This window comes from Mediterraneibacter agrestimuris (assembly GCF_943193195.1).
Classification (GTDB): Bacteria; Bacillota; Clostridia; order Lachnospirales; family Lachnospiraceae; genus Schaedlerella; species Schaedlerella agrestimuris.
In genome coordinates this window covers 129590-155144 of the sequence record NZ_CALPDG010000004.1, presented here as the reverse complement: position 1 = coordinate 155144, position 25555 = coordinate 129590, and the positions used below count along the sequence as shown (strand labels likewise).

Sequence of the window (25555 nt, the reverse complement as noted above, 5' to 3'; positions counted from 1 at the left end):
CTGCCGCACTGCATATATTGTCGGGGAATTTTCATTTTCCGGCAGTATATGCAGTGCGGCAGTAACAGTTCAGCATAGGCTTTTGCATTTACTGGAAAATCCGTAAGGTAACTGTTCACACCCTACGGGTGCTCCAGTAACAGTATCCAGCCCATTTTAAGTTACCTTCGGCGAGGGGCTTTATATATCGCTGTCAGCACTTCATTGACCGGACACCTTGCAGCACAGTGCAATTCGCCGTGTGAACAGTAACACGGCGAATTCAGTAACAACTGTTTTACAAGGGCTTTATATTGACGGAAACCAGTAAAGACGGTATAGTGTAAGGGAGAGAGATTATATAGAATCAAGTGAGAGTGATAGAATGGCGGAAATTGTTTTTGAGCATGTCACAAAAGAGTTTAATGGACAGATAGTCCTGGATGACGTTTCCTTTCGGATAGAAAAAGGTGAATTTGTATTTATTATTGGAAAAAGCGGCGCAGGGAAAAGTACGCTGCTGAATATGATCACCAGGCAATTGACGCCGACGGAAGGGGAGGTTTTTGTGTTTGGCGCACCGCTGAATACAATGAAGGAGAAAGAGCTTCCTTATTACAGAAGACGGATCGGAGTTATGTCGCAGGACATGGGAATGCTGGAAGGTATGACAGTATATGAGAATATCGCACTGGCGCTTCAGGCAGTAGAGCGAGCCGGAAGAGGGATGAAACGACGCATTATGGAGACGATGGGGCTTGTAGGTATTGTGGAAAAGGCACATGCATATCCCAGAGAGCTTTCCGGCGGAGAGCAGGCGAGGATGCTTCTGGCGAGGGCGATGGCAGTGGACCCGGATATTCTGATAGCAGACGAGCCAACGGCAAATCTGGACCCGGATACTGCCTGGGATATGATGCTTCTGCTTAGTGAGATACACAGAAGCGGAAAAACGCTGATCATTTCTAGTCATGCGAGAGAACTGGTTACAGTTATGCGAAAACGAGTTATTACACTTGTGGCAGGCGCGTTGGTTGATGATGAGAAAAATGCCGTGTATAATCATAAAGCAGTAGATATTTTTGAAGAGCGGAGAGTTCTTGAGGAAAGGAATAAGAAATTACTTAAATAATATTAATTTTTATTAGAATTATCCGATAAATATACTGAGTCATGCTTTGTGGGAAACGGGGTGAGGGTCATTAGTTACGAGAACAGGTATTTGGTCATGCTGCTGTCTTCTGTAATCAATGAGAAAAAAGCAGTTGTTCCGCGCAGAAAGCTCAATTGGAGGGAGATCTTAAAGCTTGCAGAGTTTCATCGTATTGTGAGTCCTGTATATTATGGATCGCTGGGAATGGAAAAGGGACTCTCCAATGCTGAAACGGAGCAGTTTTATGACAAATACCATAGAGAAATCCTGTTGGGAGAAGAGTATAAGAACGCTTTGGAAGTCATTTTGTGGCAGATGCAAAGATATGGGATTCCGGGGGTACTGCTGCGGGGGATAGAGTTGCAATCTATGTATCCACAGTGGGAGCTTGGATATACATCTGCTTTGGAGATTCTTGTATCTGAAAGGAATCTGGAGGAAGTCCATGAAATTATGCTCAGTATGGATTATGAGCATGAAGCGAACAGAGTAGACGAGGGAAGAGTGTATTTCCGGACACCCGGAATCAGAGTTATATTTTATAATGATATCCGGGTTGGAAATGAGGTTTTGCACAAGTATCTCATGAATACTGCAAAGAAGTATTATTATATGCCCAAAAAGACAGGGGTTCTGCCATGGGATGTCTCGTTACGGTTCCTGTACCAGATCGGCCGGTATCTGGATGCATATATGACAGGCAATCTGCGGATACGGGATATTATGGATTATCACTATCTCACGCAGAGTCCCGGGTTGGAAACAGGACAGAAACAGTACGAAGAAATTTTGGGAAAGGCGGGATTGACTGAATTTGTAAGACAATTAAATGGTCTCACTTTTCTGTGGTTTGGAAAGGGGCAGGATGCAGAGCCTGCGGAGACATTCCAGCTGGAAGAGTATATTTTTTCTAAGGGAATGGAAAGTCAGAGATTAGACTCCAGAATTATACCATATGAAAAAATCAGAGTTGATTTTTATCAAAGAGACAGAGAAGAAGAGTGGGAGAAGAAACAGCAGGAGTGGATGTTTCCGCCGAGGGAGTATATGATACAGTTTTTTCCGATTCTGAGAAGGGTTCCATGTCTGTTGTGTGTTTGCTGGGGGATTCGGGTAATCCGCATCTTCAAGAAGTCTGTCGCTGCATTTATCCGAGAGAAGAGAGGGATGATAAAGGAGTGGATGGCAGAGCTAAAAGTTAAGATTATAAATAAATTAAAGAAAAAGGAAGGGATACCGGAAGATGAAGAACATGAAGATAGGTAAAAAATTGATTTTGGGTTTTGGGGTTACGATAGTGGCATCCATTATTCTGATGTCATTAGCGATTTTATCTGTACGAAAAGTAGGAAACCTTACACACGATATGTTTGAAGGACCATTTGTAGGAGCGACAGAAGCCATGGAATATTCCAGGAAGGTGTATGAGGTTGAGGCGCTTTTATACAACGGTATGCTAAATAAAAATCTGGATACGCAGAAAATTGCGTCTACGACAAAGGAAGCAGAGGATATTCTGGCAAAACTGGAGAGCCTTGAGGGAAGCCAGCCAGAGTCACTGGAAAGGATTAAACAGCTCCTTAGTGAAGTGGCTGCAATTTATGCAAAGATATCGTCTTCAGCAGAGAATGGAAACTGGAGTGAGGCAGAGCGTGTTTTGTTGAATGAACTTGCTCCGGTGATTACAGAGTGTGCGGCTGAATCACAAAATCTGTATCAGGAATTCAATACGAATGCAGTAGATTTCAATACATCTGCAGCCAAAATTGTCAATAGTAATATTTGGCTGATCATCGGTGTTTTTGTAGCCTTATTTGTAGTTGCGGTTTGGATCATATTCTATTTGATCCGTGGTATCACAAAGCCTATTTCAGAGCTGGAATTTGCATATGGAAAGATGTCAGAGGGAGAGCTGAATCAGAATATCGCATATGAATCTGGGGATGAGTTGGGGGTTCTTGCACAGAGTTTCCGGAATACCAGCCAGACACTTTATAAAGTTGTTTCAGACCTTACATATCTGATGGATGAGATGGCGAATGGAAACTTCAACATCAGGACAAAAGCAGAGGATGGGTATGTGGGAGATTTTAAACCAATCCTGAAATCTATCAGAAGAATGAATGCAAATCTGAGCAACACACTTTCCCAGATTAATGATGCGGCAGATCAGGTGGCAAGCGGTTCTGACCAGGTGTCTTCAGGAGCACAGGGACTGTCTCAGGGAGCAACAGAGCAGGCAAGCTCTGTGGAAGAACTGGCAGCTACTATCAATGAGATTTCTGAGCAGATAAGAATGACTGCTGATAATGCAAAGGAAGCAAAGAGTCAGGTAGAGGAAGCTGGGGAAGAACTTTCACGTTCTAATAAGAGCATGGAAGAGATGATGCAGGCAATGCAAGAGATCAGCACTAAATCCAGCGAGATTGGAAAAATTATTAAAACAATCGAGGATATTGCATTCCAGACAAATATTCTGGCGCTGAATGCAGCAGTTGAGGCTGCAAGAGCAGGAGAAGCAGGTAAAGGATTTGCGGTTGTTGCTGATGAAGTCCGTAATCTGGCATCCAAGAGTGCGGAAGCAGCAAAGAATACAACATTGTTGATCGAAGGTTCTATAGCAGCGGTTGAAGATGGAACCAGAATTGCAGAGCAGACAGCATCTGCTATTTATGCAACTGTAGAGAGTACCAAGAAGGCTGTGGGAACAGTTGAGAAGATTTCTGATGCGGCAGAGCAGCAGGCAGAGGCTGTTGCCGAAGTGACACAGGGAGTTGACCAGATTTCAAGTGTTGTTCAGACAAACTCTGCGACAGCAGAAGAAAGTGCGGCGGCAAGCGAAGAACTGTCAGGACAGTCACAGATACTGAAAGGTCTGGTAGGACGTTTCACACTCAGAGATGCGGGTATGGGAAAAACAGGAGCACATGCAGATACTACTGTAGAAACGACCTATTCTCAGGAGGATATATATAGAACAGATTCACCATACGATAATAATAGCAAATACTAAAGGAAGAAGGGGTATTATAATGTTTGAGAATTTAAATGTAAGGAAAAAGTTATTGCTTGGATTTGGGATCATACTGATTCTTACAGTTTTGATTGCTTCTTTTTCAATGCTTGAATTGAAGAAAGCGAACCGTAACTTAGAGAATTTTATGACTGGTTCTATAAAAGCGGATGATCTGATCAAAGAAAATCGGCTTGCAGCGAATATCACAGCCCGCTATCTCCGTGATATGTATATTGAAGAGGATAAGAGCGAGTATGCGGAAGTAGCACAGAAAATACAGGAAAATATTAATACAATTAATCAGAATTTTGAAGAGCTTCATAAGTTAAATGTATTAGATGGAAATGCATTGAATGAGTATCAGAAAGCCGTAGAAGAATGGCTGGGAATCGGAGAGAATATTCTCGCAATGCTGGAGAACGGTAATATGACGGGTGCTCAGAAGGCTATTGTGGAAGAATGTATACCGGCTTTGTCCAAGGTAGTAGAACTCGTGAAGCCGTTGAATGAAGAGACTAACACAATTCGTACAGCAACGGTAGAAGAAAGTATGCGGACAACAACCACAGCGATGATTGTTCTGCTTGCGATAAGTATTATTGCTATTGTACTGGGAATGGTGATCTGTGCGAAAGTGACGAGAGCGATTGTAAAACCGGTTACAGAAGTGGTAGATGCGATGAAAGGGCTTGCTGAGGGGCATATGTCGCACGAATTTACTCATGAGTCTAAGGATGAACTTGGAGCCTTGGTGCGTAATGTAAAACAGACATGTAGAACTTTGGAAGAGGTTATTGGAAACCTGAGTTACCTGATGAATGAGATGGCAAAGGGTAACTTCGACCTGAATGCAGATGCTGCTATTTACAAAGGTGATTTGGTACCGATTCTGGAGTCTATCATACAGATGAACCATAATCTGAGCCATACTTTATCACAGGTTCATCAGATTTCTGATCAGGTGGCAGAAGGTTCAGACCAGGTATCTGCCGGTGCACAGAATCTTTCAGAGGCATCTGCAGAACAGGCTAGTTCTGTGGAAGAACTGGCAGCTACAATTACAGAGATTTCTGAGAACATACAGAGAACTGCAGAAAATGCAAAAGAAGCCAGCAATAAGGTATACGGAGCGCAAGAGGCTCTTGGTCTGTCTAATGAACAGATGAGCAGCATGATTGAGGCAATGGCAGAAATCAGCCAGAAGTCAGAAAATATCGGAAAGATTATTAAAACAATTGAGGATATTGCATTCCAGACGAATATTCTGGCGCTGAATGCAGCGGTTGAGGCTGCAAGAGCGGGAGAAGCAGGAAGGGGATTTGCAGTTGTTGCAGACGAGGTGCGTAATCTGGCATCTAAGAGTGCAGAGGCAGCAAAAAATACGACAGATCTTATTGAGGGAACAATTGAAGCTGTTAACAACGGTACAGATATTGCGAATAAGACTGCTGAGGCTCTGATGGCAACTGTTGACAGTGCCAAGTTAGTAACAACTTATGTGAATGATATTTCTTCATCAGCAGCAGAACAGGCAGAAGCGATTTCACAGGTTCGTATGGGAGTAGACCAGATTGCAGGAGTTGTTCAGACCAACTCAGCAACGGCAGAAGAAAGTGCAGCCGCAAGTGAAGAGCTGTCGGCACAGTCACAGACATTAAAGAGTCTGGTAGATGTATTTAAGCTGAGAAAAGAAAATGGAGTTGGCGCAGCTCCGACATTTACAAAGAAGACATATAGTGCACCGGCTGAGTCTGATTATAGTTATGATTATCCGACATCCGGCGGCGATAAGTATGATGAACTGTAGGAATTTAAGATTAATACGAAAAGATATGTATGAAATTGCGTAAGTATTACGCTGGCAGAAGGGACCGGGAGACAATAAATCTCCAGGTCTCTTTTTACGAAAATAAAAACAAATTCATTCGTTTACGGATTCTATTCCAATCAATATAACGACCATGACGGTACAGCGGAAGTGATTGAGAGGTTTTTTGAGAATTATTGATATATATAGATTATACTTGAGAAACCGCCATATTATATGGTATAACCTGGAAGTATAAAGGGCTGGTTTTTATATTATGGAAACATGACAATACTGACTTCAGGCAGCATTTCATGTTGTGGAATTAGCCAGCACGTTATGATGAATCTACATGAGTGGAGGAGAAACAAATGAAAACAATCAAAGGGAAAATTCTGCTATCCATGATTTTGACAATCGTAGTTTCTTTATCCTTAGTTGGAGGAATTGCGTGCGCTCTGGGGTATATAGGCACCCGGTCTACGTTAGAGACTACTATGAAAAAGATGGCGGTTGTTACGGGAGAAAGAGTGTCTTATCAGCTCGGGGAATACATGGCAATTGCTGGTGAATCAGGCAGTGTTCCGAGTTTGTCTGATCCTGAGGTCAGCCTGGATGAGAAAATGAAGCTGCTGCAGCAGAAGGTCGATGCTTATGGATTCCAGCGCTTTAACCTGCTGGATACACATGGCATCAGTCTTATAGATGGATCGGATTACAGCAGCCGGGCGTATTTCCAGGAGGCAGTACAAGGAAATACTTTCGTTTCTGAGCCGCTGATTTCCAGTGTAACAGGCGAGGTCACGATTATTGTCTCTGCACCTGTCTGGAAAGATGGTGAAGCCGGCGGAGAGATTTATGGTGTGCTTTACTTTGTTCCCAAGGAAACATTTTTGAATGATATTGTAACTTCGCTTCAAGTTAGCAAGCATGGCTTTGCTTATATGCTGGATGCCGGGGGAACATTATTGCTCATGAGGATTTAGAAACTGTCCGTAATCAGGTGAATATAATTCAGCAGGCAGAGACAGACTCATCTTTGAAGGATCTGGCTGCAATTGAAACAGATATGATTGCAGGGGAGTCTGGATTTAGCCAGTATTCTTATGACCGTAAAAGTATGTTTAGTGCATATGCTCCTGTTCCCGAAACTAATGGATGGAGTATTGCCATCAGCGCGCCTGTTTCGGACTTTACCGGAGCGGCAACGTTTGGCATGATTATCACAATTGTATTGCTGGCTGCAGCCGTAGTCATTGCTTCTTTGGTTGCTTTACGGCTTGCTCTTGGAATCGGAACGCCTATTAAGGCCTGCGCAGAGCGTCTGCAGCTGCTTTCAAAAGGGGATCTGGATGCACCTGTGCCGGACTTTGAACGAAGTGATGAGGTTGGCGATCTGGTTTCATCAACAAAAATTATTGTAAATGCATTAAGTATGATATTGAAAGATATAGATTATATACTTAGTGAAATGGGAAATGGAAATTTTGTTGTAGATTCCAAAGCAGAAGAATTTTATATTGGAAATTTTGCCCACTTGCTTGTATCTATGCGTCAGATCAAAGACAAGCTAAGTGATGTACTTGCAGGTATTCATACAAGCGCCGACCAGATTGCGGCCGGTGCGTCCCAGGTATCTGACGGGGCGCAGGCATTGGCCCAGGGTACAACAGAACAGGCAAGCTCTGTACAGGAACTGGTAGCAACGGTTTATAATATTTCTAATAATGTGAAAGAAACGGCAGATGTTTCCATAGAATCACAGGAACGTGCAAAACAGGCAGGAGAACAGGTCGTTCGTAGTAATGGAATGATGGAACAAATGACAGTGGCAATGGAAGCAATTAATGGATCTTCCCATAAAATCAGCCGTATTATTGCGACAATTGAAGATATTGCTTTCCAAACGAACATATTGGCGCTCAATGCTGCCGTAGAGGCCGCACGGGCAGGAACAGCAGGTAAAGGTTTTGCTGTGGTGGCAGATGAGGTTCGTAATCTGGCTTCTAAGTCCGATCAGGCAGCCAAGGCTACAAAGGAGCTAATAGAAAGTTCTGTTAAATCAGTAGAAAGCGGTAATATCATTGTGCGTGATGTTACAGAGGCACTGCAGAGTACAACAAAACTTGCAGAGCTTGCTGTTGGGGATATGATAAAAGTTGCAGAAATGATCACATCTGTAGCAGATGCTGTTTCTCAGGTAACGGTGGGCTTAGACCAAATCTCAGCAGTTGTTCAGACGAACTCTGCCACGAGTGAGGAGTCTGCAGCAGCCAGTGAAGAGCTTTCCTCTCAGGCGCGGCTGTTAGATGACATGGTTGGTCAGTTTAAGCTTCCAGGCAGCGATTATTGATAACATGAGTAATTATAACGTGTCCACACAGGATATGAGTGATAAACGAATCACTTGTGTCTTGTGTGGACTTGTTTTTTAAGAATAATTAATGAAATAAATAGTACACTCCACGTCTGAAACGTGTTAAAATTTTTTGTGAAAACAGATATAAATATGAAAGGATTATAGAATGTTACAGATTAAAAATATATGCAAAGAGTACAGGACGGGCAGTCTGGTGCAGAAGGCGCTGGATGATGTGAGTTTAAACTTACGTGACAATGAATTTGTTGCAATTCTCGGACCAAGCGGTTCCGGTAAGACGACACTTCTTAATATTATAGGGGGATTAGACCGCTATGACAACGGTGATTTGATTATCAATGAGATTTCCACAAAGGATTATAAAGACAGGGACTGGGATTCCTACCGCAATCATACGATTGGCTTTGTGTTTCAAAGTTATAACCTGATTCCCCACCAGACGATTCTGGCAAATGTAGAACTGGCTTTGACTATCTCCGGTATTTCCAAGAGTGAACGGCGTGAGAAAGCAGCTCATGCGTTAGAAGAGGTGGGATTGGGCGAGCAGCTCCATAAGAAGCCGAATCAGTTGTCGGGAGGACAGATGCAGCGTGTAGCCATTGCAAGAGCGCTGGTCAACAATCCAGATATTCTGCTTGCAGATGAACCTACGGGTGCACTGGACAGCGATACCAGCGTACAGGTTATGGATTTGCTGAAGAATGTGGCAAAGGACAGACTGGTTGTTATGGTGACTCATAACCCGGAGCTGGCAGAGGAATATGCAACTCGTATCGTCAATCTGCGGGATGGGAAGATTCGTTCTGACAGCAATCCATATGAAGTGGATGAAGAGACTGCACAGACAGCGGAACATAAGAATATGGGTAAGACATCTATGTCTTTTTTGACGTCATTGTCTTTGAGTTTTAATAACTTAAAGACGAAAAAAGGACGGACGATCTTGACTGCATTTGCAGGTTCCATTGGTATCATCGGAATTGCATTGATCCTGTCTTTATCCAATGGTGTGAACAATTATATTCAGGATATTGAAGAAGAAACATTGTCTGAATATCCTATACAGATACAAAGCTCCGGTCTGGATATGACAGCGATGTTTGCGGAACCGTCAGAAAGAAAAGCGGAACCAGAAAAAGGTGATATGAAGGTCGGCAATATGCTGACAGGGATGTTTTCCACTGTGGGTTCTAACGATCTGGAATCTCTGAAGGCTTATCTGGATACGGGAGATTCTGGTGTGGAAGCTTATACAAATGCAGTGGAATATACATACAATGTATCGCCGCAGATTTACAGTGCGGATGCAGAAAATGTACGGCAGGTACACCCGGATCAGTCTTTTAAATCCATGGGGCTTGGTTCTGGTGAGAGTACCAACAGTATAATGTCTATGATGATGAGTACAGATGTATTCAGAAAAATGCCGGAGGATAAGACCCTTTATGAGGAACAGTATAACATCCGGGCAGGACACTGGCCGGAAAACAGGAATGAGTGTGTGCTTGTTCTGACCGCAGGCGGTAACATTGGAGATTTTATGCTGTACACGCTGAACCTTCGTGATCCGGAAGAATTGGATAAGATGGTTAGTCAGTTTACGAAAGAGGAAGAAGTTACAATTCCCGAAATCAACAATTCTTACAACTACGAAGATGTTCTGGGAATCAAGTTTAAGCTGGTGTCCGCTGCAGATTATTATTCCTATGATTCGGAGTATGATCTGTGGAAAGATAAACGGGATGACAGAGAATATATGAAAAATCTTGTTAAAAACGGCGAAGATTTGGAAATTGTGGGAATCGTCCAGCCCAAGGAAGATGCCAGTGCGGCGATGCTGTCTTTTGGGATTTATTACACTTCGGAATTGGTGGATCATGTTATTGAAAATGCTTCAAACAGTGAGATTGTGAAAGCCCAGCTTGCGGACCGGAATAAGAACATTTTTACGGGAAAGGGCTTTGATGAAAAGGAAAATTCGGAAAATGAGTTTGATATGGAATCCCTCTTTACAATAGACGAACAGAAAATTCAGTCTGCATTTCAGGTAGATGGAAGCAAATTGAATCTGGATCTGAGCGGTATTAACAATGCGATGAGCAGTTTGGAGCTGCCGCCTCTTGAGGTTGGAGATATCGTAGGTCAGCTGGAGCTTCAGGTGTCGGCAGAGCAGGTGCAGACGCTGGTGTCTGATCTGATGACCGGGTATCAGGATTATGCCGCCCAGAATCCTGAAACAGATATTGCACAGTTTCCTGTATATTTTCAACAGTATATGGATAACGGCGGTTCCGAAGCACTTGGAACGGCAATTCAGAATGCCATGATTGAAAACGGCGGACAGCAGCTGAGTGAAGAACAGATACAGATAATCCTGACCGGAGCGCTGGAAGGATATAATGTTTATGCACAGGAAAACAATCTGCCTGATATTGACAAATTTAATGACTACTTTGTGGGCTATATGGATTCAGAGCAGGCAAAGGCGGCTTTGAGCAAGAGCATGACGGATTTTGTACAGTCAAGCGGGATTGAAGAGAAGCTTCCGGCAATTATGGAAGAGTATATGCAGAGCGTTGCAGGTTCCATCAGCAGTACCTTAGAGCGAGAATTGTCGGTAAGTATGGCACAGCTTGGTATAGCTATGCAAAATGCATTTACATTTGATACAGATGTATTTGCCAGTGCGGTTACGATGAATATGACAGAGCAGGATCTGGCAGAGTTGATGGCGTCTATGATGTCGAAGGAAATTTTCACCTATGATTCCAATCTGGCGAAGCTGGGATATGCAGATAAGTCCAGTCCATCGCAGATTGCTCTTTATCCGAAGGATTTTGAGAGCAAAGAAGAGGTTGCGGCGATTTTGGATTCCTACAATGAGCGGATGGAAAGGGAGGACGAAGATAAGGTTATCAGCTATACAGATGTGGTGGGGAGCCTGATGTCTTCTGTGACAACGATCGTCAATCTTATCAGTTATGTTCTGATTGCATTTGTAGCGATTTCTCTTGTGGTTTCTTCTATTATGATTGGAGTGATCACTTACATCAGTGTACTGGAACGGAAAAAGGAAATCGGTATCTTGAGAGCCATCGGTGCTTCAAGAAAAAATGTGTCACAGGTATTTAACGCAGAAACATTTATCATCGGAGCGCTTGCGGGATTTATTGGGATTGGAATGACATTGTTTTTACTGATTCCAGCAAACCACATAATCCATACCCTTGCAGGAAATAACAATATGAATGCAGTTTTGCCGCCTGTGGGGGGAATCATTCTCATTGCCTTAAGTATTATTCTAACTCTGATAGGCGGGATTATTCCGTCTAAGAAAGCTGCCAAAGAAGATCCGGTAACGGCGCTCAGGACAGAATAAAGTTACTGTTCGCACCCAATGGGTGCGAACAGTAACCATATCTATGGTGTTCTCGGCAATGAATAAACTTTTGGTTGACATATAGGATAACTTGAGTTAGAATAGACTAATAAAAGTCAGAGTGATGAAAGGAGAGGGAATACGAATGAGACTAAGTGAGTTATCAATCGGAGATACAGCGACAATACAGGACATCGGCGGTTCCGGCGCTCTGCGTCAGCATTTTCTGGATATGGGGCTGATTCAGGGAACGGAAGTTACTGTTGTGAAATATGCGCCGATGGGAGATCCGATCGAACTGCGGATACACGGATATGAACTGACCATCCGTTTGGAGGATGCGGACAACATTAAAATCAGTGAACCTCACAGTCCAAGGACGGCAAAGGCGAAAGCGCAGAAGAGGGAGAAATATCATCCGGGATACGGAGAGGATGGTAAATTTCATGACAGAAAAGAAGAGAAGCCGCTGCCGGAGGGAGAAACGCTTACTTTTGCACTGGTGGGTAATCAGAATTGCGGTAAGACCACATTATTTAACCAGCTGACAGGTGCAAAACAGCATGTGGGAAACTTTCCAGGTGTGACGGTGGACAGGAAGGATGGTATGATCCGCGGACATGAGAATACACTGATTACGGATTTGCCCGGTATCTATTCCATGTCGCCTTACAGCAGTGAGGAAATTGTAACGCGTGAGTTTGTCATCCGCGAGAAGCCGAAGGGTATTATTAATATCGTGGATGCTACGAATATTGAGCGAAATCTTTATCTGACCATGCAGTTGTTAGAACTGGGATTTCCGATGGTCGTGGCATTGAATATGATGGATGAGCTGCGGGAGAACAGTGGTTCTGTAATGGTTAATGAGATGGAGGAGGCACTGGGAGTTCCTGTGATTCCAATCGCGGCTGCAAGGGGCGAGGGAATCGGGGAATTAGTCCGTCATGCCCTCCATGTCGCAAAATATCAGGAATGTCCGCAGGAGATGGATTTTTGTAAGAAAGATGAAGGAATCCACAGAGGAATCCATGCGGTAATGCATTTGATTGAAGACCATGCCAGGGAAGCAGAGATTCCGGTGCGTTTTGCGGCAAGCAAGGTGATGGAAGGTGATACAAAGATTCTGGAGCAGTTGAATCTGACAGAAAATGAGAAGAGGATGCTGGAAGATATTGCTTTGCAGACAGAGGAAGAAACAGGAATGGATCGTGCTGCAGCAGTGGCGCAGATGAGATTTAATTACATAGAAGAAGTATGCAGTGAGACGGTGATCAAGCCAAAGGAGAGTAAAGAGCGGGTCAGAAGCCGGAGGATGGATAAGTTTTTGACCGGAAAATACACGGGGATTCCGGCATTTATCGCAATTATGGGACTGGTGTTCTGGCTCACATTTAATGTGATCGGGGCATTCCTACAGGGGATTTTGGAAAGTGGTATTGCGATGCTGACAAATGCGGCGGACAGTGCGATGACTGCGGCAAATGTCAACAATGTTGTGCATTCGCTGGTGATCGATGGTATTTTCAGCGGTGTAGGAGGTGTACTTAGCTTTCTGCCAATTATTGTTACTTTGTTCTTCTTCCTGTCCCTGTTGGAAGACAGCGGATATATGGCGCGTGTTGCTTTTATTATGGATAAATTGCTCCGAAAGCTGGGGCTGTCGGGAAGAAGTATTGTCCCAATGCTGATTGGCTTCGGCTGTACCGTGCCGGGAGTGATGGCGAGCAGGACGCTGCCGTCTGAACGGGACCGTAAGATGACGATTCTTCTGACCCCATTTATGAGCTGCACGGCAAAATTGCCGATTTATGCATTTTTTACAGCAGCGTTTTTCCCGGGAAAGGGTGCGCTGGTAATGATCGGTTTATATCTGTTCGGTATTGTTATGGGAATTTTGATGGCGCTGATCTTAAAAAAGACGGCGTTTAAAGGCGAGGCGGTTCCGTTTGTTATGGAGCTTCCTAACTATCGGATGCCGGGAGCGAAGAATGTGTCACTGCTTTTGTGGGATAAGGCTAAGGACTTTTTGCAGAGAGCATTTACTGTTATTTTCCTTGCAACAATTGTTATCTGGTTCTTACAGAACTTTGATACAAGCTTGAATATGGCGGCAGATTCTCAGGATAGTATTCTGGCAATGGCAGCGGGAGTTCTGGCTCCGGTTTTTGCCCCGGCGGGATTTGGAGACTGGAGAATAGTGACGGCATTGATTTCCGGTTTCCTTGCTAAAGAAAGTGTAGTGTCCTCTCTGACAGTTTTGTTTGGGAGCGCCGCAGTTTTGCAGGAAACGCTGTCTGCCGCTGGTGCAGCATCATTGCTTGTGTTCTGCCTGCTTTATACGCCATGTGCGGCTGCAATCGCTTCTGTGAAGCGTGAACTGGGAGGAAAATGGGCGGCAATTATGGTTGCCGGACAATGTGCAATCGCGTGGATCGCGGCATTTGTGGTATATCAGATTTGGATATTTTAAAGCGGATGTGCCTTAAAAAATATAATATCAGTTAAATTGCGAAAAGGACCTTTGAGTGTAAATGAAAGGTTCTTTTTGTTTTGTTTTTTTGAGGGAATTTTTGGAAGAAGGATATTTTCTAAGTAAAAGAATATAAAATGAAATTCGTTTTGAAATAAAATGAAATAATACATTTCAGATAATGAACGAAAGTAATAATTATATGAAAAAACACGCATTTTTTGGTAAATTTGCGTATAGTATTTTTTTGAGTAGTGTTTTATTATGACAACATAAAATTTGGCTGAAAGATAATAAGAGTATTTTATAATGTGTGAGGAGCCGTATCATATGATGTATTCAAAGAAAAAAGATTTATATCCTATAGAAGAGTTCTATAATCCCGGCAAAGAATATCGCTCGGCGCCCTTTTGGGCATGGAATTGTGAATTGGAAAAGGGGGTTATGGAAGAACAAATTAAATGTTTTCATGAAATGGGGTTTGGAGGCTTTCACTGCCATGTCAGAACAGGGATGGATACGCCGTATCTTACTGACGAATTTATGGAATTTATTAAATTCGCCAGAGATAAGGGAAAAGAAAATGACTTGCTGATGTATTTATATGATGAAGACCGCTGGCCGTCCGGAACTGCAGGCGGCTCAATTACAAAAGAAATTCCCCAATATCGTTTGCAGTATTTGGTTTTTACAACTGAAAAGATGGAGAGGGGAAGGGACAGGGCTGGCGGCGTAGTAGGAACTGTATATTTTCGCCAAAAGGACGAAGCTAAGCTGACGGCAGCATTTGATATCCAGTTAGAAAAGGACGGAAGTTTGAAAAAATACCGAAAGTGGACAGAAGGAGAAACGGTTGAGGGGACACTTTGGTATGTCTATCAGATGGAAGGTGATTCGAGTGAATGGTTTAACAGGGGAACTTATTTGGACACGATGAATCAGGAGGCAGTTCAAGAATTTGTTAATAGAACTCATGAGAGATATAAAGAAGTTCTGGAAAATGATTTTGGAACAAGTATCAAATCTATTTTTACTGATGAGCCGCAAGTTTTAAATAAAGTGACACTTAGTTTTGCAGAAGAAAAGAAAGACTGCTGGCTGCCCTGGACTTGGGATTTTCCTGTAACATTTCAAAATGAAGCCGGCATCAATATTTTAGAATATCTGCCAGAACTGGTATGGGAGCTGCCGGATGGTAAAATTTCAAAGGTGAGGTATGAATATCACAACCATGTGGCAGAACGCTTTGTCCGCTCTTATGTAGATACAATAGGAAAGTGGTGTGAAGAAAATAATCTATTTATGACTGGACATATGCTGAAGGAGCCAACGCTCGAGAGTCAGACTCAGGCGATGGGTGATGTGATGAGGGGATACCGGAGTATGCATTTGCCGGGTATTGATATGCTGCATAATCTCTATGAATATAACACTGCAAAGCAATGTCAGTCTATGGTACGGCAGAAGGGCTGTGAAGGAATGACTTGTGAGATATACGGCGTCACAGGATGGGATTTCGATTTTCGCGGATTTAAATTACAGGGAAACTGGCTTGCCGCTTTGGGAGTCACTTTCCGTGTACCTCATCTGGCCTGGATGTCTATGAAGGGAGAGGCAAAACGTGATTACCCGCCAAGTATCAGCTATCAGTCGCCCTGGTATAAGAAGTTTCGGGTTATAGAAGAGCATTTTGCAAGATTAAATACAGTTCTTACAAGAGGAAAAGCAAAAGCGGATGTTGCGGTGATCCACCCGGTAGAAAGTTATTGGATTCACTACGGTCCCTCCAGCCAGACGAAAGCGGTCAGGGACAGGCTGGAGCGGCATTTCTCAGAATTGACAGAGATTTTGCTGTTCGGTTTAGTGGATTTTGATTTTATCAGCGAGTCCTGTCTTACAGAGCTGTATCAGGGGACTGGAACAGGTCTGAAAGTAGGTGAAATGTCTTATCGTACCGTGATTGTCCCAGATTGTGAAACAATCAGAAAAACAACGCTGGGCATATTAAAGGAGTTCCAGAGAGCTAAAGGAAGAGTGATATTTTTATCCGGATGTCCGAGGTATGTGGATGCAGTGGAATCCGATGAAGCGTATCAGCTTTTTGAAAAAGCTGAAAAGGTTTCCTTCGACAGTGCGTCAGTATTAGAAGCCTTGGAGGATGAGCGCTTTATAGACGTTAGAGATGAAAAGGGCGGAAGGGCAAACTTTTTGCTGTACCAGCTCCGGGAAGAAGAACATATAAAATGGTTGTTTCTTACCGGAGGGAAAGAGCCGGAAAGTAAGGACGTAGATCCGTGTCAAAGACTTACAATTACTATAAATGGAGAATATAAGACGCGGCTGTATGATACAGACACAGGAGAAATCAAAGATCTGCGTCCTGAACGATATGAACATGGAAAAACGGTGTTTGAGCGGACGTGGCATATGCATGATAGTTTGCTGCTGGAGTTAACAGAAGGAAAGGAAGAGGTTTGCACAGAAATAGAAAAAATACAAAAGCCAAAAAGCCGGATTTCCCGTATATTTAACAGAGTTCCGATAACACTTTCTGAGCCAAATGCCTGTCTTCTGGATTATGCGGAATATTCGATGGACGGCAGGGGATATCAGCCAATAGAGGAACTTCTGAAGATTGATAATTTATGCAGAAAAAAACTTGGCATTCCGCTTAGAAGGAAAAATGTTTGTCAACCCTATATGATGAAAAAAACAGAAACGGAAATTCTGAACCGGGTATATCTGCGTTTTAAGATTGAGAGTGAAATCAGGCTTGAACAAATCCATCTGGTCCTGGAATCTCCTGAGCTATTTGAGATTGTCTGGAATGGAGAGCAGATAGAGGCAGAAGCGGATGGATATTATGTGGACCGTAGCATTCAGACAATTCCGCTTCCAGGGCTTAGAAAGGGAGTGAATATCCTTGAAATCTGTGAACCGATTGCCGAATGGACAAACATGGAATGGTGTTATTTACTTGGAGATTTTGGCGTGTGCGTGGAGGGACTTCTGAAAACAATAACAGAGCCGGTTAAGGAAATGGCTTTCTGCGATTATTCAGCCCGGAAGCTTCCGTTCTACACTGGCAATATAACATGGCATACAGAGGTGGATATAAAAGAAAACGAGCGTCTTGCCATACGTGTCCCGGCTTACAGAGGGGCGCTGATCAGCGTTTTTGTTGACGGCAAAGAGACAGGAGATATTATTTATTCGCCGTATTTACTGGAATTGCCGGAGCTTCAAGCAGGAATGCATAAGGTTGATTTCAAATTATATGGAAACCGTGAAAATGGATTTGCACAGCTTCATCATGAAAAAACATTGAAATATAAAAAAGCTCCAAATTCATGGAGAAGCGAGGGGGATTTATGGGCAGACGAATATCAATTAACGCCCATGGGAATCTTAAGGTCACCGGAATTCATTTATATGAGTAAGACGGAGATGGAAGAAGCTCCCACAGATAATGAGATTACAAATTTTTAATTAATACCAAACAACCAATGACAAGAGGAGGATATGAAGATGAAATTGAAAAAGATTATGGCGGGCGCTTTGATAGGTGTGATGGCACTGGCAGCCGTTGGGTGCAGTCCAAAAGAAAAGGAGTGGCCGAGTGAGAATATTACGGTGTATGTACCGGCTTCTCCAGGTGGAACAACAGACAATACATGCCGTGTATTCGCGGAATATCTGGAAGAAGAGCTTGGAACATCTATTTCCGTGGTGAACCAGGAGGGCGCTTCAGGCGGAATTGCGGCTGATGAAATGATGGCGGCAGATCCAGATGGATATACATTGATGTATTATCATAATACAATGATGACCGGATATATTACCGGGGCAGTTGATTATAAGGCGACAGACAAGATGAAGGTGATAGATATTACATGCAGAGACTATCCGGGGGCAATTTGTGTGAAAGCAGATTCCAAGTATGAAACATTGCAGGATCTTGTTGACGATATCAAAGCAAATCCGGAAACGGTTCGTATCGGTGTTGAAACAGGAGGAGGAAGCTTCCTCCAGGCAAAAATGTTTGAAGATTCCATTGGTGGTAAACTAAAATATTTAGATTATGGCGCTGATGCCGAACGTGTGGCGGGTCTTCTTGGTGACAAACTGGATTTGATCTTTTTAAATGTAGGATCAGCAAAAGAGTACGAGGAGAGTGGGGATTTCCGTATGCTGGGTGTTTATGGCACCGAAAGAAATCCATTGGCCCCGGATCTTGAGACATGTCAGGAACAGGGAATCGATTTTGTATGGGGCGGCCAAATGATGGCATGGTTCGGCCAAAAAGATCTCCCAGAAGAAATTGTTGTAAAATTCAATACAGCTATGGAAAAAATACTTGCTGATCCGGAGGTTGGCGATAGATTAGAAACGCTTGGATTTTATCCGACCTATGAAGATTCCGAAACAGCTACTAAGTCAATGAATGATTGGCTGGACGCGCTTCTTCCATACAAAGATTTAATGTAATAAAAACAGTATAGTGGTGTTAATTAAAAAGACAGATTTTTGGATGAGGAGGGTGTTCTTTCTATGAATAAAAGCATAGTTTGAGGACACCCTCAAAATGTCAGATGATCAGTTAGGAGGAATCTAGGATGAGGTTGAGAAAGGCTATTAAGCAGAATGGCGGAGTGAAAGATTTTTTTGTCCCTGTTCTTTTTGGATGTTGGTTATTATACCAGTTTATTTCATCGTATATGTTTCAAAAAAGTGAGTTTGATTCACTGGGATCTGACGGATATGCCAGAATTGTATCAGGTGTCGGTTTATTGTTGATTATATTGTATTTGATCAGGAAGATGATTGACATTGTAAAAACTTACCGGAATTGTACAGATGAAGTAACAGAGGAAGCAAAGATAAAAGTAAAATCTGAGAAAACCAGTTTGATTGGAAAAATGAGAGAACACTATGAGATATCGATGTTATTTCTTTGTATCGTTTATGTGATTTTGATTGGACAGATTGGATTTATGATTTCCAGCGGATTGTACCTGCTGATATCTATGTTACTTTATTCTCAAAAAGAAAAAAGAAATTTGAAAGTGATTATTTTACTGGCTATTCTGTTTTCAGCAGGAATTTATTTTATATTTAGTTACGGTTTTAATATAATTCTTCCATAAATTGACTGGTAAATAGAGGAGGAGAAACAATTTTATGTTAGAGCAGATTATTACAAGTTATGTTGATGTTATTACGCCGCTTAATATCCTGCTGATTCTTATAGGAACAGGCTTTGGCATTATCTGCGGCGCGCTGCCCGGAATTTCAGGGACGATGGCTGTGGTAATTGGATTGACGGCTACATATGGCATGGAAAAATATACAGCGTTCGCTTTTTTGATGGCTTTATATATAGGCGGACAGTCTGGCGGGCTGGTATCGGCAATTTTGCTGGGGATACCGGGAACAGGCGCTTCAATTGCAACAACCTTTGACGGTTATCCGATGACAAAAAAAGGTCTTGGCGGAAAAGCTCTTGGGATGGCGATCGTTGTATCTTTTTTAGGAACAGTACTCAGTATTTTTGCATTGATGTTCATTGCGCCGGCAATTGCAAGTATTGCTGTTAAGTTTGGACCGGTAGAAATGTTCTCGGTGATCTTTTTTGCCCTTACTCTGGTTACGCTGCTTGCGGGAAAGGATTTGCTGAAAGGTCTGATCAGTATGTTTATCGGACTTTCCCTTGCAATGATCGGTACGACACCTGTTGACGGAATGGCAAGGTTTACATTTGGATTTCGTCAGCTGCAGACAGGGCTTGCGATTACCCCGATTGTAGTTGGTGTGTTCGCGCTTGCATCTGTTTTAAAAACAGGAGAAAAAACGGTCAGCTATTCCATACAGGATTTAAATTTAAAAGGGCTGGGTGTGTCTTGCAGGGAAATCATAGCCCAAGTGAAAAATATTGTTGTTGCAGGTCTGACTGGAATCGGAATTGGTATTTTGCCGGGGATCGGAGGCACAACATCGGGATTGATGGCATACGGTGCTGTCAAAGGAATTTCAAAGCATCCTGAAGAATTTGGGCAAGGATGTATCGATGGGGTTGTAGCAACAGAGGCTGCGAATAATGCGACAATCGGCGGGGCGATGGTACCGCTTCTGACATTGGGGATACCGGGGGATGGTGTTACGGCAATTTTGCTGGGGGCAATGATGATTCATGGTTTACAGCCAGGACCGCTTTTGTTTGAAAACAGCGGGGATGTGGTTTACTCCATGTTTGCGTCTATGACATTGTCATCCATTGCCATGCTGGTGATTATGTTTGTATGTCTGAAATATATCATCCGTCTTTTGAACCTGCCGCAATATATTTTGATGCCTATTGTAATGGTATTGTGTGTTGTCGGCGCATTTTCTAATAATTCCCGTGTTTTTGAGATTTATGTTTTCTTAATTGCAGGAATTGTAGGTAAATGTCTGGAATTGGTTGATTATCCGCAGGCGCCGGTACTTTTGGGGTTTTTGTTAGGAGGATACGCAGAAAAATATCTCCGCAGAGGATTGCAGATGACTGGCGGAAGTCTGACAGAATTTTTCTCATATCCAATCGCGGCAGTATTTATTGTATTATCCCTGATTTTCTTTGGGGTTAATATCATAAGATATGCAAGGCTGAAAAAGAAAAATATTTAAATTGAATATACAAAAGAAATTGGAGGTAAAAATGAAGATTACAGATGTTCGAGTGATTCGTTTTAAAAAGGATACCTGGCTGGGCAGTGACAAGGATGGTCATATGCATCCCTGCAAAAAACGTGATTCATCCGTTTCACTTGTGGAAATTGAGACTGATGAGGGGATCGTAGGACAGTATTTGTCAGCAGATATCTGGCAGACGCCGTCAAAGGTATTTGACGAGAGTGCGGTAGAGGATGATACCCTTGTAAATTATGAGCTTGCAGGAACGGGACATTTCCTTTCAGCGGCAATCAATAAATTGAAGCCTATCCTGATAGGAGAAGACCCGATGTGCAGGGAGAAGATTTTTACAAAAATCTTCCGGATGCAGCGGATTGGAGGCGCGATACCTATTGGAGATGAGGTTGTCAGAGTTGTTGATACTGCATTGTGGGATCTGTTTGGAAAGGCGGTGAAGCTTCCGATTTATAAAATATTAGGCGGACATCGTACCAGAATTCCGGCATATGGAAGTATCATGGTCGGCGACGACATTCCGTCAGGACTTGATACCCCGGAGGCTTATGGAAGCTATGCAAAAAAGCTTGTGAAAAGAGGATACAGAGGAATCAAGCTGCATACCTGGATGGATGAAAAATGGGCAGATAATAAAATCTCTGGTCTGCCGGATATTGAACGGGATCTGGACGCATGCAGGGCGGTCCGGGAGGCGGTTGGAGATGATGTGCCTCTTTTCCTTGATCCGTTCCACAATTATACGAGAGAACAAGCGTTATATATCGGAAGAGAGCTGGAGAAGCTGAACTTTGAATGGATGGAAGAGCCTATGGATGAGTATGATATCGAGGCGTACAGGTGGCTGACATCAAAGCTTCCTGGATTGTCAGTCTGCGGACCAGAAACAGCTCATGGAAAAGGGCAGACCCGGGCTGAGTGGATCCGGAGTAAGGCATGTGATATTGTACGGGCAGGTCTGACGGATGTTGGCGGAATCACTCCTTTTATGAAAATTGTTCATCTTTGTGAATTGAACGGAATGCCGCTGGAGGTGCATGCGGGGGGCGCTGATACGATTCAGGTGCTTGCGGCAATGGGAATACCAGGGAAGTATTATGAGCGCGGGCTGCTCCATCCATTTTTAGAATATGATACAATACCGCCATGGCTTCTTGAAGCGGCTGATTATATGGATGATGAAGGCTATATCCATGTGCCGGAACGACCAGGATGTGGTTATATGTTGAACTGGGATTACATCAATCAGAATATTATTAAGTAGAAAGAGGGTATGTGATATGAAAATAGGATTTATTGGTTTGGGGATTATGGGACGTCCGATGGCAAAGAACTTGTTGAAGGCGGGGTATGAGCTGGTTGTTTTTGATTTTAACAAGCAGGTTGTGGATGAACTGGTTTCCTGCGGGGCGGCAGCTGCCGGGAGCGGAAAGGAGCTGGCGGCTCAGGTTCCGGCAGTGATTACAATGGTTCCGAATTCACCTCATGTAAGGGCGGCTGTTCTGGGCAAAGATGGTGTAGCCGAAGGTGCGAAGCCAGGAACTGTTTTAATTGATATGAGTTCTATTGACCCAACGGAAAGTAAAGCAATCGGCGCAGAACTGGAGAAGCTTGGCATAGAAATGCTTGACGCGCCGGTCTCAGGCGGGGAGCCAAAGGCTATTGACGGCACATTATCTGTTATGGTGGGTGGAAAAAAGGAATTGTTTGACCAATATTACGATATGCTGATGGTGATGGCGGGTTCTGTTGTATATGTAGGAGAATTGGGAGCGGGAAATGTTGCAAAGCTTGCAAATCAAATTATTGTAGCTGTGAACATTGCGGCAGTATCGGAAGCATTGACTTTTGCAAAGAAGGCGGGAACGGATCCGGCTCTTGTTTATCAGGCGATCCGGGGCGGACTGGCTGGTTCTACAGTTATGGATGCGAAAGCGCCTATGATGCTGGAGCGGAATTTTGAGCCGGGCTTCCGTATTGAATTACATATCAAAGATCTGAATAATGCATTGAATGCCGCACATGTAATTAGTTCACCGGTGCCGCTGGCAAGTCAGCTGATGGAAATTATGCAGGGGCTTAAAGCGGATGGCTTTGAAAAGGAAGATCATTCCAGCATTGTGAAATATTACGAAAAGATAGCCAATACGATAGTGACGCCGGAAAAATAAAGTAACAGGAGAATGGAAGAGTGTTATGAATATAGATTTTATTAAAGGAGTTATTGTTCCGATTCTCACACCAGTTGATAAAGATGAATATATTGACGAGGATAAGCTCAGAAAACATGTGGATTATGTGATTGACGGAGGCGTACTGGGGATTCTGGCGTTTGGGAGCAATGGAGAATTTTATGCTCTTGAAGAAGATGAGATGGAGCGGGGGTTACGCATTATAATAGATCAGGCGGCGGGGAGAGTGCCGGTTTACTTTGGTATTGGTGCAATCAGTACAAAGAAATGCTGCCGTCTGGCGAAAATGGCGCAGGAGAAAGGCGCGTCCGGTATTTCTATCCTTCAGCCAATGTTTTTAAAACCGACTGAGAAGGAATTGCTGCTTCATTTTCGGACGATTGCTGAATTTGTCCAAGGGCTGCCAGTACTGTTATATAATAATCCGGGGCGTGTGGGCTATGGTTTATCTGCAAATATAGTAGAATGTCTTGCGCATGAGGTGAAAAATATTGTCGGCATCAAGGATACAAGCGGTGATATTACGCTGACGTCGGAATATATCCGCCGTACAAGAGATATTAACTTTAAAGTATTTGGCGGGAAGGATACTCTGCTCTATGCATCCATGTGCCACGGGGCTGTAGGAGGAGTGTGTACGTCAGCGAATTTTATGCCGGAATTGATTACTGACGTGTACAATAAATTTGTGACAGGCGATTTAGAAGGGGCGTTGGAGGCACAGTTTAAATTAAATCCGGTCCGTATTTCAATGGATGGAGCCAGCTTTCCTGTGGCAGCGAAGGATATGGCAAATTTGCGGGGGAGAAAAATAGGGCTTCCCTATAAGCCAAATCTGCCGACGCCGGCGGGGAAGGCGCTGGATAACATGGTGGATTCTATGCGGGCAGCAGGATTGTTATAGATGTGAGGAGAAAAATGGAACGTTTATATGTAAAAATTGCAGAGCGGGATAATGTGGCAGTAGCTGTCAGGGATCTTTCGGAGGGGACTTGGATAACGGAGGATATCCAGTGCAGGCAGGACATACCGCAGGCTCACAAAGTAGCTTTGTGTGATATAGCGTCAGGCGGGGAGGTTATTCGTTATGGAGTGGTTATTGGATATGCTGTGCGCGGCATTGCAAAGGGAGAATGGGTAAATGAGCATATGCTTAAGCTGCCCCAAAGTCCTTCTCTTGATGATATGGAATATGGCACAAACATTGTAGAAATGGAGAGTCTGCCGAAACCTGTCAGGACAGTGTGGCGAGGATACCGTAATGCCGCGGGGTCGGCGGGTACAAAAAATATCTTAGGGATTGTGACTACGGTACAGTGTGCGGCTGGAGTAGTGCGGGCGGCTGCTGAGAGGATCAGGCGGGAGCTGCTGCCAAAATACCCGAATGTGGATGATGTGGCAGCTGTGACGCATCCTTATGGCTGCGGCGTGGCAATCAACGCCCCCCTGGCACATATTCCTATCCGCTCTATAAGGAATCTGATCCGCCATCCTAATTTTGGGGGTGAGATTATGGTTATAGGACTGGGGTGTGAAAAGCTCACATATGATAAAATATTGCCGGAAGAAGATATTACACCGGAAAATGTCCTGACACTTCAGGAGTATGCCGGACATGATGCTATGATGCATGCGATTTTGGAGATGGCGGAAAGAAAGCTAAAGCGGCTGAATCAGAGAGAGAGGGAAGAACTGCCGCTGAGCGAGCTTGTCATCGGTATGCAGTGCGGCGGCAGCGACGCTTTTTCGGGAATCTCAGCCAATCCAAGCGTGGGATACGCCGCCGATATGTTGGTAAGAGGCGGCGCAAGCGTACTGTTCAGTGAAGTGACAGAAGTGCGTGACGGTGTGCATATGCTGGCGGCAAGATGCAAAGATAAGGAAGTGCGTGACCGGCTGGCAGAAGAAATGCGCTGGTATGACAATTATTTGGAGGAGGGAGGCGTAGACAGAGACGCAAATCCCACACCGGGGAATAAGCAGGGCGGTTTGGCGAATATTGTGGAGAAGGCAATGGGAAGTATTGCGAAGAGCGGCAGCAGTCCGATTGTCGAGGTTCTTTCTCCGGCGGAACTGCCTTCAAAGAAGGGACTGATTTTTGCGGCAGCTCCGGCAAGTGATATTGTGTGCGGTCCAAGCCAGGCGGCAAGCGGAATAGGGCTTCAAGTATTTATGACAGGAAGGGGAACACCTTATGGACTGGATATCTGTCCCGTTATAAAAATATGCAGCAGAAATGAGATGAAAGACCATTGGTTTGATATGATTGATATTTCTGCCGGGGATGTGGCGACAGGAAAGGCGACGATTGCCGAGGTGGGTACGGAAATTTTTGAAATGATATTGGATGTAGCGAGCGGCGTGCATGTGCCCTATAGTGATTTGTATGGATTTCATAATGACATGTGTATTTTCAACCCGGCCCCGATTACCTGAATCAAAGCAAAAGGAATCGATGTTTCACAGAAAGATAGTTATCTGTAAAACAC

Annotated in this window: 16 protein-coding genes; all 16 read left to right on the top strand. The window is 43.7% G+C overall.

Going from position 1 to position 25555, the window contains the following annotated elements; all coding sequences use genetic code 11:
- Positions 1-364: 364 nt before the first annotated feature.
- On the top strand, positions 365-1111 hold the full coding sequence (locus NFS18_RS03885) for a cell division ATP-binding protein FtsE (protein WP_251388136.1): 747 nt from the start codon (positions 365-367) through the stop codon (positions 1109-1111).
- 48 nt (positions 1112-1159) lie between these two features.
- Positions 1160-2398, top strand: coding sequence for a nucleotidyltransferase family protein (locus NFS18_RS03880; protein ID WP_251388135.1), 1239 nt, complete (start codon positions 1160-1162; stop codon positions 2396-2398).
- The gene (locus NFS18_RS03875) at positions 2385-4145 is read left to right on the top strand and encodes a methyl-accepting chemotaxis protein (RefSeq protein ID WP_251388133.1); all 1761 of its coding nucleotides are present in this window, start codon (positions 2385-2387) and stop codon (positions 4143-4145) included. The genes NFS18_RS03880 and NFS18_RS03875 overlap by 14 nt, the downstream gene beginning before the upstream one ends.
- Before the next feature lie 19 nt (positions 4146-4164).
- On the top strand, positions 4165-5955 hold the full coding sequence (locus NFS18_RS03870) for a methyl-accepting chemotaxis protein (protein WP_251388131.1): 1791 nt from the start codon (positions 4165-4167) through the stop codon (positions 5953-5955).
- A 371-nt stretch (positions 5956-6326) separates the two neighbouring features.
- The gene (locus NFS18_RS03865) at positions 6327-6941 is read left to right on the top strand and encodes a cache domain-containing protein (protein WP_251388129.1); all 615 of its coding nucleotides are present in this window, start codon (positions 6327-6329) and stop codon (positions 6939-6941) included.
- 17 nt (positions 6942-6958) lie between these two features.
- A complete protein-coding gene (locus NFS18_RS03860; RefSeq protein ID WP_251388127.1) occupies positions 6959-8308 on the top strand; it encodes a methyl-accepting chemotaxis protein in 1350 nt (449 codons plus the stop codon).
- A gap of 172 nt (positions 8309-8480) precedes the next feature.
- A complete protein-coding gene (locus tag NFS18_RS03855) occupies positions 8481-11714 on the top strand; it encodes an ABC transporter ATP-binding protein/permease (RefSeq protein ID WP_251388125.1) in 3234 nt (1077 codons plus the stop codon).
- A gap of 145 nt (positions 11715-11859) precedes the next feature.
- Positions 11860-14187 carry a ferrous iron transport protein B gene (gene feoB, locus NFS18_RS03850; protein ID WP_251388123.1) on the top strand — a complete coding sequence of 776 codons (2328 nt, stop codon included), beginning with the start codon at positions 11860-11862 and terminating at the stop codon, positions 14185-14187.
- Positions 14188-14517: 330 nt separating this feature from the next.
- Positions 14518-17676 (top strand): type 1 glutamine amidotransferase family protein, encoded by a 3159-nt coding sequence (locus NFS18_RS03845; protein ID WP_251388120.1) that lies wholly within the window; start codon positions 14518-14520, stop codon positions 17674-17676.
- Between the two features lie 39 nt (positions 17677-17715).
- The gene (locus NFS18_RS03840; protein ID WP_251388118.1) at positions 17716-18675 is read left to right on the top strand and encodes a tripartite tricarboxylate transporter substrate binding protein; all 960 of its coding nucleotides are present in this window, start codon (positions 17716-17718) and stop codon (positions 18673-18675) included.
- A gap of 128 nt (positions 18676-18803) precedes the next feature.
- Positions 18804-19334 (top strand): tripartite tricarboxylate transporter TctB family protein, encoded by a 531-nt coding sequence (locus tag NFS18_RS03835; protein ID WP_251388116.1) that lies wholly within the window; start codon positions 18804-18806, stop codon positions 19332-19334.
- Between the two features lie 34 nt (positions 19335-19368).
- A complete protein-coding gene (locus tag NFS18_RS03830; RefSeq protein ID WP_251388114.1) occupies positions 19369-20853 on the top strand; it encodes a tripartite tricarboxylate transporter permease in 1485 nt (494 codons plus the stop codon).
- Between the two features lie 31 nt (positions 20854-20884).
- Positions 20885-22138, top strand: coding sequence for an enolase C-terminal domain-like protein (locus tag NFS18_RS03825; protein WP_251388112.1), 1254 nt, complete (start codon positions 20885-20887; stop codon positions 22136-22138).
- Positions 22139-22154: 16 nt separating this feature from the next.
- Positions 22155-23045, top strand: coding sequence for a 2-hydroxy-3-oxopropionate reductase (gene garR, locus NFS18_RS03820; protein ID WP_251388110.1), 891 nt, complete (start codon positions 22155-22157; stop codon positions 23043-23045).
- Positions 23046-23070: 25 nt separating this feature from the next.
- The gene (locus NFS18_RS03815; RefSeq protein ID WP_251388108.1) at positions 23071-23970 is read left to right on the top strand and encodes a dihydrodipicolinate synthase family protein; all 900 of its coding nucleotides are present in this window, start codon (positions 23071-23073) and stop codon (positions 23968-23970) included.
- Positions 23971-23984: 14 nt separating this feature from the next.
- Positions 23985-25502 (top strand): UxaA family hydrolase, encoded by a 1518-nt coding sequence (locus NFS18_RS03810; RefSeq protein WP_251388106.1) that lies wholly within the window; start codon positions 23985-23987, stop codon positions 25500-25502.
- Positions 25503-25555: the final 53 nt, after the last annotated feature.